The sequence below is a fragment of the Streptomyces sp. 7N604 genome, from assembly GCF_052245475.1.
In the GTDB taxonomy this organism is placed as follows: Bacteria; Actinomycetota; Actinomycetes; order Streptomycetales; family Streptomycetaceae; genus Streptomyces.
The window spans coordinates 162,473-176,348 of sequence record NZ_JBQQBX010000008.1 but is presented as its reverse complement, the minus strand read 5'-3'; the positions used below and the strand labels follow the sequence as shown (position 1 = coordinate 176,348).

Genomic DNA, 13,876 nt, shown 5'->3' with positions numbered 1-13,876 from the left:
ACAGACACATGCACAGTACGTTGATCGTGGCCCGCATGGAGCCGGGCTCCGCCAAGGATGTCGCCAGGCTGTTCGCGGCGTTCGACGAGACCGACATGCCGGACAGGATGGGCACCCGGCGCCGGCAGCTCTTCTCGTACCGGGGGCTCTACTTCCACCTGCAGGACTTCGACTCCGAGGACGGCGGGGAGCGCATCGAGGCGGCCAAGAACGACCCCCGCTTCGTCGGCATCAGCGAGGATCTGAAGCCGTTCATCGAGCCGTACGACCCGGCCACCTGGCGTTCGCCCGCCGACGCGATGGCCAGCCGCTTCTACCACTGGAGTGCGCTGTGAGCGGCGGTCGGCGCGTCGTCATCACCGGCATCGGGGTCATCGCGCCGGGCGGAGTGGGGACCAAGAACTTCTGGAGCCTGCTCACCGATGGCCGCACCGCCACCCGCAGGATCAGTTTCTTCGACCCTTCCCCGTTCCGCTCCCAGGTCGCGGCGGAGGCCGACTTCGACCCGGACCTGCACGGGCTCACCCCGCAGGAGGTGCGGCGGATGGACCGGGCAGCGCAGTTCGCCGTGGCCACCGCCCGGGAGGCGGTGGCCGACAGCGGACTGGAGTTCGCCGGGCTCGACCCCTACCGCACCGGCGTGACCATCGGCAGCGCGGTTGGCGCGACCACGGGTCTCGACTGGGAGTACCGCACGGTCAGCGACGGCGGACGGCTGGACCTGGTCGATCACGAGTACGCGGTGCCGCACCTGTACAACTACCTGGTCCCCAGCTCGTTCGCCGCCGAGGTTGCCTGGGCGGTCGGCGCCGAGGGGCCCAGCACGGTGGTCTCCACCGGCTGCACCTCGGGTCTGGACGCGGTCGGGCACGCCACCGAGCTGATCCGGGAGGGCACGGCCGACGTGATGGTGGCGGGTGCCACCGATGCACCCATCTCACCCATCACCGTCGCCTGCTTCGACGCGATCAAGGCGACCACACCACGCAACGACGACCCGGAACACGCCTCCCGCCCGTTCGACGGGACCCGTAACGGATTCGTCCTGGGCGAGGGGGCGGCTGTCTTCGTGCTGGAGGAGCTGGAGGGCGCCAGGCGGCGCGGGGCGCGCATCTACGCGGAGATCGCCGGCTTCGCCTCCCGGTGCAACGCCTTCCACATGACCGGGCTGCGCCCCGATGGGCGGGAGATGGCCGAGGCCATCCGGGTCGCCCTCGACGAGGCCCGGCTGAACCCGCAGGACATCGACTACATCAACGCGCACGGTTCGGGCACCAAGCAGAACGACCGGCACGAGACCGCGGCCTTCAAGCGCAGCCTGGGCGAGCATGCTTACCGCGCCCCGGTCAGCTCCATCAAGTCGATGGTCGGTCACTCGCTGGGCGCCATCGGCTCCATCGAGATCGCCGCGTCGGCCCTGGCCATGGAACACGGCGTGGTGCCGCCCACGGCCAACCTGCACACCCCCGACCCCGAGTGCGACCTCGACTATGTGCCGCTGACCGCGCGGGAGTGGCAGACCGACACGGTGTTGTCCGTGGGCAGCGGATTCGGCGGATTCCAGAGCGCCACGGTGCTCGCCCGTCCCGAGAGGAGTGGCGCATGACCGGCGAGAATGGCGAGGGGAAGGGCAAGGTCGTCGTCACCGGCCTCGGCATCGCCGCACCCAACGGCCTGGGTGTGGAGAACTACTGGGCCGCGACCCGCAGCGGCACCCACGGCATCGGCCGTATCGCCCGTTTCGACCCCTCGCGGTACCCGGCCAGGCTGGCCGGGGAGATCGAGGGCTTCGCGGTCGAGGAACATCTGCCGGGGCGGCTCATCCCGCAGACTGACCGGATGACCCGGCTGGCCCTGGTCGGCGCCGACTGCGCGTTCGCCGACGCGGCTGTACAACCGGGCGATCTGCCCGAGTACGACATGGGCGTGGTCACCGCCAGCTCGTCGGGCGGCTTCGAGTTCGGCCAGGGCGAGCTGCAGAACCTGTGGAGCAAGGGCAGCCAGTACGTCAGCGCGTACCAGTCGTTCGCCTGGTTCTATGCCGTCAACAGCGGCCAGATCTCCATACGCAACGGCATGCGCGGGCCCAGCGGCGTGGTCGTCAGCGACCAGGCCGGCGGGCTGGACGCGGTCGCCCAAGCCCGCCGCCAGATCCGCAAGGGCACCCGGCTGATCATCTCCGGCGGCATCGACGCCTCGATCTGCCCTTGGGGCTGGGTCGCCCTGCTGGCCAGCAAGCGGCTGAGCACCAGCGACGACCCCGAACGGGCCTATCTGCCCTTCGACGCGGCGGCCGACGGCCATGTACCGGGCGAGGGCGGGGCGTTGCTGGTCATGGAGGACCTGGAGAGCGCCCGCCGCCGCCGCGCCCCGCGCATCTACGGGGAGATCGCCGGCTACGGCTCGACCTTCGACCCCCGGCCCGGCAGCGGGCGGGGCCCCGGGCTGCAAAAGGCCGTCGAGCTGGCGCTGGAGGACGCGGACACCGGGCCCGAGGAGATCGACGTGGTCTTCGCGGACGCCGCTGCCATCCCCGAGCTCGACCGGATCGAGGCCGAGGCCATCGCCAAGGTCTTCGGACCGCGCGCCGTGCCGGTCACCGCGCCCAAGACGATGACCGGGCGGCTGTACTCCGGAGCCGCTCCGCTGGATCTGGCCACCGCGTTCCTGGCGATGCGGGACGGGATCATCCCGCCGACCCCGCACGTGACCCTGGCCGACGAGTACGACATCGACCTCGTCACCGCGCAGCCCCGACGGGCCTCGCAGCTGCGTGCCGCCCTGGTGCTGGGCCGCGGCCACGGCGGCTTCAACTCCGCGGTCGTGGCGCGGACCTGTGGCCGCTGACGTTCGACGGCCACTTCTGAGAACGAACGAGAGGACACACATGTCAGCAACCGACTTCACCCTCGAGGACCTCAGGCGGATCCTGCGTGAGGGCGCGGGAGCCGACGAGGGCGTCGACCTCGACGGCGACATCCTCGACACCGACTTCGAGCAGCTCGGCTACGAGTCGCTGGCGCTGCTGGAGACCGGCGGCCGGATCGAGCGGGAGTACGGCATCACGCTGGACGACTCCGCGCTGACCGACGCCGAGACGCCGCGCGCCCTGATCGAGGTCGTCAACGCCCACCTGGCACCCGCCACGGCCGCCTGACCCCACACCCCACTCGTACCCCACCCCAACCCCGAACCGTACGCGCCGCCACCCGTGCGTACGGGCCGCTGCCGCCGCTCGCGCTCCGGTGCGGCGGCAGCGGCACATCCGCCCGGCACCACCAGGCCAACCGACTTCCAGGAGACAGAGATGACGCAGCAGGACCGGCGGGTCGCCATCGTCACCGGCGCGACCAGTGGAATCGGGCTCGCCGTGACCCGGCTGCTGGCTCAGCAGGGACACCAGGTGTTCCTCTGTGCCCGCACCGAGGACAGCGTGACCGACACCCTCAAGGAGCTCCAGGCCGAGGGCCTGGACGTCGACGGCATGCCGTGCGACGTGCGGTCACCGGAGGACATCGGCCGCTTCGTGCAGGCCGCCGTCCACCGCTACGGACCGGTGGACGTCCTGGTCAACAACGCGGGCCGGTCCGGCGGCGGCGTGACCGCGGACATCGCCGACGAGCTGTGGTTCGACGTCATCAACACCAACCTCAACAGCGTCTTCCTGATGACCCGTGACGTGCTGAACACCGGTGGCATGCGGAACAGAAAGCGCGGCCGGATCGTCAATGTCGCCTCCACCGCGGGCAAGCAGGGCGTCGTCCTGGGCGCTCCGTACTCCGCCTCCAAGCACGGCGTCGTCGGCTTCACCAAGGCGCTGGGCAACGAGCTGGCCCCGACCGGCATCACCGTGAACGCGGTGTGCCCCGGCTATGTGGAGACCCCCATGGCGCAGCGAGTCCGGCAGGGCTACGCCGCCGCCTACGACACCAGCGAGGAGAAGATCCTCGAGAAGTTCCAGAGCAAGATCCCGCTCGGCCGCTACTCCACCCCCGAGGAGGTCGCCGGGCTCATCGGCTATCTGGCCTCCGACACCGCCGCCTCGATCACTTCGCAGGCGCTCAACGTCTGCGGCGGCCTGGGCAACTTCTGACGATCCGCCCCACGCCCCGCCCCGGCCACGCCAAGCCAAGGAGAAGACATGACCGTGCGTGAGGTCGAGCACGACATCACCATCGAAGCCCCGGCCACCGAGGTGTACCGGCTGATCGCCCACGTGGAGAACTGGCCGCGTATCTTCCCCCCGTCCGTCTACGTCGACCACGTCGAGCGTGGCGAGCTCGAGGAGCGGATCCGGATCTGGGCCACCGCCAACGGGGAGGCCAAGAACTGGACCTCCCGCCGCACTCTGGAGCCCGAACGGCTGCGCATCACCTTCCGGCAGGAGGTGCCCGCTCCGCCGGTCGCGGCGATGGGCGGCACCTGGATCATCGAGCCGCTCGGGGAGAGCTCCGCCCGGGTACGCCTGCTGCACGACTACCGGGCCGTCGGCGACGACCCCGAGAAGCTGGCCTGGATCGACCAGGCCGTCGACCGCAACAGCCGCTCCGAGCTCGCCTCGCTCAAGGCCAACGTCGAGCTCGCCACCGGCGCGACCGAGCTGACCTTGTCCTTCGAGGACAGCGTCGAGATCAACGGCTCCGCCAAGGACGTGTACGACTTCATCAATGAGGCCCACCGGTGGAAGCAGCGGCTGCCGCACGTCGCCCACGTGGACCTGAGGGAGGACACCCCCGGGCTGCAGGTGCTGCGCATGGACACCCTGACCAAGGACGGCTCGTCGCACACCACCGAGTCGGTGCGGGTCTGCTTCCCGCACCACAAGATCGCCTACAAGCAGACCACGCTGCCCGGCCTGATGAAGCTGCACACCGGCTACTGGGAGCTGACGGAGGACGACAACGGCGTCACCACCGCCACCTCGCAGCACACGGTCGTACTCAACACCGAGAACATCACCAGGATCCTCGGCCCCGACGCGGGGGTCGCCCAGGCGCGTTCGTTCATCCGCAACGCGCTCGGCACCAACAGCCGGGCCACCCTCGGCCACGCCAAGGAATACGCGGAAGCGCGGCGCTGAACGATGTCCAGGCAGCCCACGACATCAAGCGCCGCGCTGGAGGCCGACCTTGACACGGACCTCGACGCCGACGTCATCGTCGTCGGTGCCGGCCCCGTCGGCCTGCTGCTCGGTGTCGAGCTGCGCACCGGCGGGGCCCGGGTGACCGTGCTGGAGCAACTGGCCGAGCCGACCACCGAGTCAAGGGCCTCGACGCTGCACGCCCGGACCATGGAGCTGCTCGACGAGCGCGGCCTGCTCGACCAGCTGGGCCCACCGCCGCCCGGCGGCACGGGCCACTTCGGCGGCATCCCGCTGGATCTCACCGTGGCCGACCCCGCCCACCCGCACGCCGGGCAGTGGAAGGCGCCGCAGACCCGGATCGAGGCAGTGCTGCACCGGAGGGCCGTGGCGCTGGGCGCCGAGGTGTGGCGCGGGCACCGGGTCACCGGCCTGGCCGAGCGGCCCGGCTGCGTCGAGGTGGAGGCCGTCGGGCCCGACCGGGTCCCGCTGCGGCTGCGCGCCGCCTTTGTGGTCGGCTGCGACGGAGAGAAGAGCACGGTGCGGCGCCTGGCCGGCTTCGACTTCCCCGGCGCGGACGCCACCAAGGAGCTGTTGCGGGCGGACGTCGCGGACATCGACATCCCGGGCCGCCGCTTCGAGCGGCACCCGCACGGACTGGCCATCGCCGCCCGTGGCCCGGACGGTACCACCCGGGTCATGGTGCACGAGTACGGCAGCACGCCCCGGCACCGCTCCGGAGAGCCGGACTTCGCCGAGGTGGCGGCGGCCTGGTGGCGCGTCACCGGTGAGGACATCGGGCACGGTGCCCCGGTGTGGGTCAACGCCTTCGGCAATGCCCGCCGCCAGGTCACCGAGTACCGCCGCGGCCGGGTGCTGCTGGCGGGGGACGCCGCGCACGTTCAGCTGCCCGTCGGCGGGCAGGCGCTCAACCTCGGCCTGCAGGACGCCGCCGACCTCGGCCGGAGGCTCGCCGCACAGTTCGGTGACCGGCCTGACGAGGCGCTGCTGGACGGATACCACGCCACCCGCCACCCGGCCGGGCAGCGCGCGCTGAACAACATCGAGGCACAGGCCCAGCTGCTGCTCGGCGGGCCCGAAGTGGACGCCCTGCGCGCCGTCTTCGCCGAACTGCTGCGGCTCGGCCCGGTGCCACGCCACCTCGCCGCGATGATCAGCGGCCTCGAGAACCCGTACCCAGCCCGGCCGCACGCCCCCGCCCGGCAGCACATCATCACCACCGCCACCACGCACAGGAGGACTACCATGGGCACGCTCACCGGCAAGACCGCGCTCGTCACGGGCTCCACCCGGGGCATCGGCCGGGCGACGGCGGTGCGGCTGGCGCGGGAGGGCGCACTGGTCGCCGTGCACGGCTCGAGCAGCCGCGAGGCCGCCGACGAGGTCGTTGCCTCGATCGAGAAGGACGGGGGCCGGGCGTTCGCCATCCAGGCCGAACTGGGCATCACCGGCGGCGTCCACGAGTTGTTCCTCGCGCTCGAACAGGGCCTTAAAGAGCGCACCGGTGCCACCGACCTGCACATCCTGGTCAACAATGCCGGGGTGATGGGCGGCGTGGCACCGGAGGACGTCACCCCAGAGCAGTTCGACCGGCTCTACGCGGTGAACGCCAAAGCCCCCTTCTTCATCCTGCAGCGCGCCCTGGGCAACATGCCCGACGGCAGCCGGATCATCAACATCTCCTCCGGGCTGACCCGCTTCGCCAACCCGCAGGAGGTGGCGTACGCGATGACCAAGGGAGCCATCGACCAGCTCACCCTCCACTTCGCCAAGCACCTCGGGCCCCGCAACATCACCGTGAACAGCGTCGGACCCGGCATCACCAACAACGGCACCCCGGTCTTCGACATCCCCGAGGCCGCGGCCCAGATGGCGGCGCTGTCCGCCTTCAACCGGGTCGGGGAGACCGACGACGTGGCCGCCGTGGTGGCGTTCCTGGCCGGCGACGACGCCCGCTGGATCACTGGCTCCTACCTGGACGCCAGCGGCGGCACGCTGCTCGGCGGCTAAGCGGTCAGACACCGGCGCCCGGAATCCCCCGCCGGAGCGCCGGCGGGCCGGCCGCGGCGTTCTCCCCGTACAACCGCCGCGGCCGGCCCATCTCGCTCTCGCCCGACCACACCCGACCTGCGCACACGGCGGTGGCCACCGATATGACAAGGACGCTGTCCCACTCGCACACCCCGCACATCGCGCCCGGGCCGCACCCCAGACTGTGGGTGCTGCTCTGCGTGCTCGCCGGCAACATGCTCCTTGACGCGCTCGAGGTGTCGGTGGTGCTCGTGGCACTGCCCACCATCGCCGACGACCTGGCGCTCTCCCTGTGGGACGTGCAGTGGGTGATGAGCGGCTTCGCCCTGGGCTTCGCGGCGCTGCTGCTCCTCGGCCCGCGCGTCACGGCCCGCTGGGGCAGGCGCCGCGTCTACCTCGCGGCCCTGCTGGTGTTCGCCGCCGCCTCACTCGTCGGCGGCCTGACCGACAGCGCGGCCCTGCTGATCACTACCCGGGTGGTCAAGGGCGTGTGCGCGGCGCTGACCGCCCCCACCGGTCTCGCCATCATCAGCACCACCTTCCCCGAGGGCCCACAACAGCGCCGGGCTGTGTCGGTCTACTCGCTCTTCGGCGCCGCCGGGTTCACCGCGGGACTGCTGCTCTCCGGCGTTCTGACCGGGGCCGACTGGCACTGGACCATTCTGTTCCCCGCCCCGGTGGCGCTGGTGCTGCTGCCCTTCGCGGCCCGGCTCATTCCCGAGGAGGCCAAGGACCAGGACGCCGCCGTGCGCCGCGCCGCACCGCCGCTGTTGAGGGCCGCGCTGCTGTGCAACGGTCCTCTGACCCGGTCGGCACTGGGGGCCGCCACACTCAACGGCACCTATCTGGGCCTGCTCCTGCTCACCACCTTCGTGCTGCAGAACGAGCACGGCTTCACGCCCTGGCAGACCGCGCTGGCCTTTCTGCCCGCCTGTCTGCCGCTGGCAGTCTCCGTGCTGTTCGCCGGGCGGATGGTGGCCCGGTTCGGCGCGCCCCGGCTGATCGCCCTGGGCGCCCTCGCCCCGGCGCTTGGCTACGGGTTCCAGCTGGTGCCGCTCGGCAAGGACGGCTACGCGACGGGGCTGCTGCCGACGCTGCTGCTGGTCGGCGCCGGGTTCGTGCTCGCCTTCGCCGCGCTGAACATGCAGGCCACCGCGAGTGTGTCCGCCGCGGACCGGGCGCTGGCCGTCCCGCTCTATCAGACCGGGGTGCAGCTGGGCGCGGTGCTGATGCTGTGCCTGGTCGCGGCGGTGCGCGAGACCTTCCCCGGCGAGCGCCCGGCATTGCTGCTCATCACCGCTGTCGGCGGCCTCGGGTTGCTCGTCGCAGTCAGTGGACTGCGCTCATCACACAGCACACGAAAGGGACCTTGACGATGACGACACTGAGCCAACGGGCCGCCACCACACGCGACGGCCGAACCCCGGCCCCCGACCTCGAGGCGCTGCGCAACGCCGACGTCGACGAGCGGATCCGGGTCATCGAGGACTTCATCTGCCAGGAGCTGACCCGCGTCCTGGACATACCGCCCGCCTACCGGGTCGACGCCCGGCGTCCGCTTCACACCCAGGGAGTGGGCTCGATCATTGGACTGCAGCTCAAACGGCTGCTCGAGCTGGCGCTCGACGTCGAGGTGGGCGTGCTACAGGTGCTGCGGACGGAGAGCGTGGCCGAGCTGGCCGCCAAGCTCGCCCTGCTGATGGAGGATCCGCTGGGAGGTCCCGGAGAGGAGGCCGCCCTCTCCGTCGGCGGTCTGCGATGAACCCAGGCTGGCCGGCGAAGGGCCGGCTCGACCTGTGGATGCTGCGGCAGCCGTGGACGGAGCTGCCCGGCGACCCGCTGGTGGTGTCCGACCTCGACGAGCGGGAAATGGCGCGCGCGGATTCGTTCTGCCGTGCCCATGACCGGCTGCTGTACCTGTCGGCGCACATCGCGCTGCGGCGGTTGCTCGCCTCGTATCTGCGGATCCCGCCGGGCGAGGTGCGCTTCACCCGCGAGCCCTGCCCCGGCTGCGGTGCGTCGCACGGCCGGCCCGCCGTGGCCGACTGTCCGGCCCCGCTGCACTTCTCGCTGTCGCACAGCAACGGGCTGGCGCTCTTCGGCGTGGCTACGGAGCCGGTCGGGGTGGACGTGGAGAAGTTCCCGGGCGAGGAGACCGTCGAGCTGTGCAGCCCGGCGCTGCACCCGGTCGAGCAGGCCGAGCTCCAACGCCACGCACGGCCGGACCGGCTGACGGCCTTCGGGCGGCTGTGGACCCGCAAGGAGGCGTACCTCAAGGGCATCGGGACCGGGCTCAGCCGTGACCTGACGGCCGACTACCTCGGCGAGGGCGGCACCGCGGCGCCGCCCTACCCGCCGGAGTGGACCGTGCGCAATGTGCCCTGCGGCTCCAGTCACACCATCCATGTCGCCGCCGCCGCGGTGCGCGGCGACGTGACCTGGCCCACCACCATCCGCTGGCTGCCCGCCGACTGCCTGTACGCCGAGGACGCTGGGGCCGTCATCGACGCGATCGCGTCGCCGCGCTGGACCGCACCGGCGCCCGCAACGCAGGCCGGCTTGCCGGCCTGATCTGACGGAAGGATCCAGACAGGGGAGTGCCGAGCATGACGCAAGAGCACCTGGACGAACTCAACGCGATCAAGGAAGAGGCCCGGCAGGGCCCGGACCCGGCGGCGACCGAACGTCAGCACGCCAAAAGCAAGCTCACCGCCCGTGAGCGGATCGAACTGCTACTGGACAAGGGGTCGTTCCAAGAGATCGAGCCGCTGCGGCGGCACCGGGCGACCGGCTTCGGGCTGGAGAACAAGAAGCCCTACACCGACGGCGTGGTCACCGGGTGGGGCACGGTGGACGGCCGGACCGTCTTCGTCTACGCGCACGACTTCCGGATCTTCGGCGGTGCGCTCGGCGAGGCGCACGCGGACAAGATCCACAAGCTGATGGACCGGGCCATCGCCGCCGGGGCACCGCTGGTGTCGCTGAACGACGGCGCGGGCGCGCGGATTCAGGAGGGTGTCACGGCACTCGCCGGATACGGCGGGATCTTCCGCCGCAACACCAGGGCGTCCGGGGTCATCCCGCAGATCAGCGTGATGCTGGGTCCGTGCGCGGGCGGGGCCGCGTACTCGCCCGCGCTGACGGACTTCGTGTTCATGGTCCGCGACACCTCGCAGATGTTCATCACCGGGCCCGACGTGGTCAAGGCGGTCACCGGCGAGGACATCACGCACAACGGGCTGGGCGGCGCCGACGTGCACGCCGACACCTCCGGCGTGGCCCACTTCGTCTACGACGACGAGGAGACCTGCCTGGAGGAGGTCCGCTACCTGCTGTCCCTCCTGCCGTCCAACAACCGCGAACTCCCGCCCGCCGTACCGGCCGACGACCTGGCCGACCGTCCCACCAAGGCGCTGCGGGAGCTGGTGCCGTTCGACGGGAACCGGCCGTACGACATCCGCCAGGTCATCGAGGAACTCGCCGACGACGGAGAACACTTCGAAGTCAGCGCCTCCTGGGCGGCCAACATCGTCTGCTCACTGGCCAGGCTGGACGGGCAGGTGGTGGGCTTCGTCGCCAACCAGCCGCTGTCCATGGCCGGGGTACTGGACATCAAATCCAGTGAAAAGGCCGCGCGCTTCGTGCAGTTCTGCGACGCGTTCAACATCCCCCTGGTCACCCTCGTCGACGTGCCCGGCTTCCTGCCCGGAGTCGATCAGGAGCACGAAGGGATCATCCGGCGTGGCGCGAAGCTGCTGTACGCGTACTGCAATGCGACGGTGCCGCGGATCTCGGTGGTGCTGCGCAAGGCGTACGGCGGCGCCTACATCGTGATGGACTCGCGGTCCATCGGCGCCGACATCGCGCTGGCCTGGCCGACGAACGAGATCGCGGTGATGGGCGCCGAGGGTGCCGCGAACGTCATCTTCCGCAAGCAGATCGCCGCGGCTGACGACCCCGAGGCGGTGCGCCAGCAGCGCATCAAGGAGTACAAGGCCGAGCTCATGCACCCGTACTACGCCGCAGAGCGCGGACTGGTCGACGATGTCATCGACCCCGGCGAGACGCGCGAGGTGCTGATCCGTTCGCTCGCGATGCTCCGCGCCAAGCATGCCGAGCTGCCGCACCGCAAGCACGGCAACCCGCCGCAGTGACAGGGGAGGTGGCCGTGGCACAGCACGCGACCGAGCCGGAAGAGCACCAGCTCATCCGCATCGCCAAGGGCAATCCGAACGCCACCGAACTCGCCGCGCTCACCGCGGTGCTCCTGGCCCGTACCGCCGCCGTCGGAGCCGACCCCGACGACCTCTCCCGCCCCCGGCGTGCGGTGGCCCACTGGGCGCGCCCGGAGCGGGAGCCCGGCTTCACCGGCCCGCGCACCTGGCAGCGCCGGGGCGACGGGGGACGGGATCGTGCTCCTTGACCTCAACCCGAGTTGAGCTCCTAGCGTTCCGACTGCGAGGAGATCCTCGCGGAAGGCCGCAGCTACAAGTCTTCGTTAAGTGAATTGCGGTGTCCTGAGTCGTGCCAAGAGACTGGCAATGGCATCGGGCGCATTAATTTCGAGTCCGTCATTTCTGCCCTCGTCGGGGCAGTCAGCAATCCGAACGGGAGGATTCGTGTTGCCGACCGCGGTGGGTTCCGGAACCGGGTCTGCTCTGCTTGAGGAGAAGATCCGGAAGCTCGTCGACCGTTCCGAGATCGCAGCCTTGATTGATCGCTATGTCGTGTTGCTGGACACGCAGGACGAGGCGGGATTCGACGATTCCTGGCCCCGCTCCATCTTTACCGAGAACGTCCGGCTGAGCTTCCCGATCGGTGATCACGAAGGCTTGGACGGAGTGGCTGAATTTCACTACCAGGCGAAGAGGAAATTCGACCGGACGCACCATCTCGCCTCGAACTATCTCATCGGTCTGGACGGAGACCGGGCCGGCGTCCGCTTCCACATGCTCGCCACCCATGTGCATCCGGGTGAGGGACCGCTGTTCGACATCGGCGGCCACTACGAGGGAGAGGCGGTGCGCACGGCTGAGGGCTGGCGCTTTCAGCGGTGGGCCTTCCATCTGACCTGGTCCGCAGGACCGAAGCCGTGACCGGGGCCCAGGGCGGCCCCCGACACCGTGAGGGTTGATCTTCCATGAACACCACTGCTCCACCCCTGGCCGGACGGCGGGAGTGGATCGGGCTGGCGGTGCTGGTCCTTCCAACCCTGCTCGTCTCCATGGATCTGACGGTGCTGCACCTGGCGGTGCCCGCACTGAGCGCTGACCTGCGCCCCAGCGGCACCCAACTGCTCTGGATCCTCGATGTCTACGGGTTCCTGATCGCCGGGTGGCTGATCACGATGGGGGCGCTCGGGGACCGGATCGGTCGGCGCAGGCTGCTCCTGGCCGGTGGTACCGCCTTCGCCGTCGCGTCGGTGCTCGCCGCGTTGTCGTCCAGCGCCGAGTTGCTCATCCTCTCCCGCGGGCTGCTGGGCATCGCGGGCGCGACCCTGATGCCCTCGACCCTGTCGCTGATCCGCCACATGTTCCCCGACTCCGCCCAGCGCGGTGTTGCCATCGGCACCTGGATGACCAGCTTCATGGTGGGTGGAGCGATCGGCCCCCTCGTCGGCGGCGCTTTGCTGGAGAGGTTCTGGTGGGGCTCGGCCTTCCTGCTGGGCGTACCCGTGATGATGCTGTTGCTGCTCCTGGGGCCCGTTCTCCTGCCCGAGTACCGCGCTCCCGAGGCGGGACGCCTGGATCTGGTGAGTGTGCTGCTGTCGCTGGCTGCCGTGCTGCCGGGCGTCTACGGAATCAAGCAGCTGGCCGAGCACGGCGTGGACTGGTCTGCCGGAGCCGCCTTCCTCGTCGGCCTCGCTCTCGGCGTGGTCTTTGTGCGGCGGCAGCGCGCGTTGCGTGACCCGCTCGTCGACCTGCGGCTGTTCTCCGATCGCACCTTCTCCACGGCTCTGACCACGCAAACCCTGGGCGTCTTCGCGATGGCGGGGACCCAGCTGTTCATCGGCCAGTACCTTCAGCTGGTGGTGGGGCTGTCCCCGCTGCAGGCCGGACTGTGGACGCTGCCGTCGACCGCCGCCGGGATCGTGGGCGCCATGCTGGCCCCCGCCGCCGTCCGCAGGATCCGTCCAGCCGCTGTGATGGGTATCGGTTTGCTGCTGTCGGCCGTCGGCTTCGCCGCCATGACGCAAGTGACTCCGGACTCCGGGCTCACGCTCCTTATCAGCGCCTTTGTGGTGCTCTCCGTCGGCCTTGGGCCGACGATGACCCTGACCACGGACATGATGGTGGGTTCGGCCCCTCCGGAGCGTGCGGGAGCGGCCTCAGCGATCTCGGAGACCGGCAGCGAGTTCGGTCTGTCCATGGGACTGGCCGTCATCGGGAGCGTCGGCACAGCCGTGTACGGGACCCAGGCCAACGACGCAGTACCGGAGGGCGTTCCGGCCCGGGCCGCCGAGGCGGCCAGGGAGACGCTCGGCGGTGCGGTCAATGCGGCCAGGACGCTGCCCGAGGGGCTCGCCGAGCAGTTGCTGGCCGGGACTCGGGCGGCCTTCACCAGCGGGCTGCACGCCACGGCCGCCATCGGATGCGCCATCGCCGTCGCTCTCGCAGCCGTTGCGGTGCCGCGGCTGCGCCACGTCCCAGCTACGGGGAAGGCCGCGGAGCCGGGTGAACCGACCGATGAGCCGGACGAGCCGGCCACATCCACACAACGCGCCACGACCTGACGGGGGCACAC

Annotated in this window: 14 protein-coding genes; all 14 read left to right on the top strand. The window is 70.5% G+C overall.

Annotated elements, in window-relative coordinates; genetic code table 11:
* Nucleotides 1-8 precede the first annotated feature (8 nt).
* The 14 genes from ACTWP8_RS11410 to ACTWP8_RS11345 all read left to right on the top strand — a co-directional run bounded on the left by ACTWP8_RS11410 (nt 9) and on the right by ACTWP8_RS11345 (nt 13,865).
* A complete protein-coding gene (locus tag ACTWP8_RS11410) occupies nt 9-335 on the top strand; it encodes a TcmI family type II polyketide cyclase (protein WP_443322010.1) in 327 nt (108 codons plus the stop codon).
* Nucleotides 332-1,606, top strand: coding sequence for a beta-ketoacyl-[acyl-carrier-protein] synthase family protein (locus tag ACTWP8_RS11405; RefSeq protein WP_443322009.1), 1,275 nt, complete (start codon nt 332-334; stop codon nt 1,604-1,606). The genes ACTWP8_RS11410 and ACTWP8_RS11405 overlap by 4 nt, the downstream gene beginning before the upstream one ends.
* Entirely contained in the window at nt 1,603-2,847 is a 1,245-nt protein-coding gene (locus tag ACTWP8_RS11400) for a ketosynthase chain-length factor (RefSeq protein ID WP_443322008.1), read from the top strand. The genes ACTWP8_RS11405 and ACTWP8_RS11400 overlap by 4 nt, the downstream gene beginning before the upstream one ends.
* A gap of 40 nt (nt 2,848-2,887) precedes the next feature.
* Complete coding sequence (locus ACTWP8_RS11395) at nt 2,888-3,157, top strand: acyl carrier protein (protein ID WP_443322007.1); 270 nt, start codon at nt 2,888-2,890, stop codon at nt 3,155-3,157.
* 150 nt (nt 3,158-3,307) lie between these two features.
* Nucleotides 3,308-4,093 (top strand): 3-oxoacyl-ACP reductase, encoded by a 786-nt coding sequence (locus tag ACTWP8_RS11390; RefSeq protein ID WP_443322006.1) that lies wholly within the window; start codon nt 3,308-3,310, stop codon nt 4,091-4,093.
* A 48-nt stretch (nt 4,094-4,141) separates the two neighbouring features.
* The gene (locus tag ACTWP8_RS11385; protein WP_443322005.1) at nt 4,142-5,080 is read left to right on the top strand and encodes an aromatase/cyclase; all 939 of its coding nucleotides are present in this window, start codon (nt 4,142-4,144) and stop codon (nt 5,078-5,080) included.
* 3 nt (nt 5,081-5,083) lie between these two features.
* On the top strand, nt 5,084-7,111 hold the full coding sequence (locus ACTWP8_RS11380; RefSeq protein ID WP_443322004.1) for an SDR family oxidoreductase: 2,028 nt from the start codon (nt 5,084-5,086) through the stop codon (nt 7,109-7,111).
* A 143-nt stretch (nt 7,112-7,254) separates the two neighbouring features.
* Nucleotides 7,255-8,505, top strand: coding sequence for an MFS transporter (locus ACTWP8_RS11375; RefSeq protein WP_443322003.1), 1,251 nt, complete (start codon nt 7,255-7,257; stop codon nt 8,503-8,505).
* 2 nt (nt 8,506-8,507) lie between these two features.
* Nucleotides 8,508-8,894, top strand: a complete 387-nt coding sequence (locus ACTWP8_RS11370) for an acyl carrier protein (RefSeq protein WP_443322002.1) — start codon at nt 8,508-8,510, stop codon at nt 8,892-8,894.
* On the top strand, nt 8,891-9,703 hold the full coding sequence (locus tag ACTWP8_RS11365) for a 4'-phosphopantetheinyl transferase family protein (RefSeq protein WP_443322001.1): 813 nt from the start codon (nt 8,891-8,893) through the stop codon (nt 9,701-9,703). The genes ACTWP8_RS11370 and ACTWP8_RS11365 overlap by 4 nt, the downstream gene beginning before the upstream one ends.
* A gap of 35 nt (nt 9,704-9,738) precedes the next feature.
* Entirely contained in the window at nt 9,739-11,286 is a 1,548-nt protein-coding gene (locus tag ACTWP8_RS11360; RefSeq protein ID WP_443322000.1) for an acyl-CoA carboxylase subunit beta, read from the top strand.
* A gap of 14 nt (nt 11,287-11,300) precedes the next feature.
* Complete coding sequence (locus ACTWP8_RS11355) at nt 11,301-11,555, top strand: acyl-CoA carboxylase epsilon subunit (protein ID WP_443314287.1); 255 nt, start codon at nt 11,301-11,303, stop codon at nt 11,553-11,555.
* A 196-nt stretch (nt 11,556-11,751) separates the two neighbouring features.
* Nucleotides 11,752-12,228 carry a nuclear transport factor 2 family protein gene (locus ACTWP8_RS11350; protein WP_443321999.1) on the top strand — a complete coding sequence of 159 codons (477 nt, stop codon included), beginning with the start codon at nt 11,752-11,754 and terminating at the stop codon, nt 12,226-12,228.
* A gap of 44 nt (nt 12,229-12,272) precedes the next feature.
* On the top strand, nt 12,273-13,865 hold the full coding sequence (locus ACTWP8_RS11345) for an MFS transporter (protein WP_443321998.1): 1,593 nt from the start codon (nt 12,273-12,275) through the stop codon (nt 13,863-13,865).
* Nucleotides 13,866-13,876: the final 11 nt, after the last annotated feature.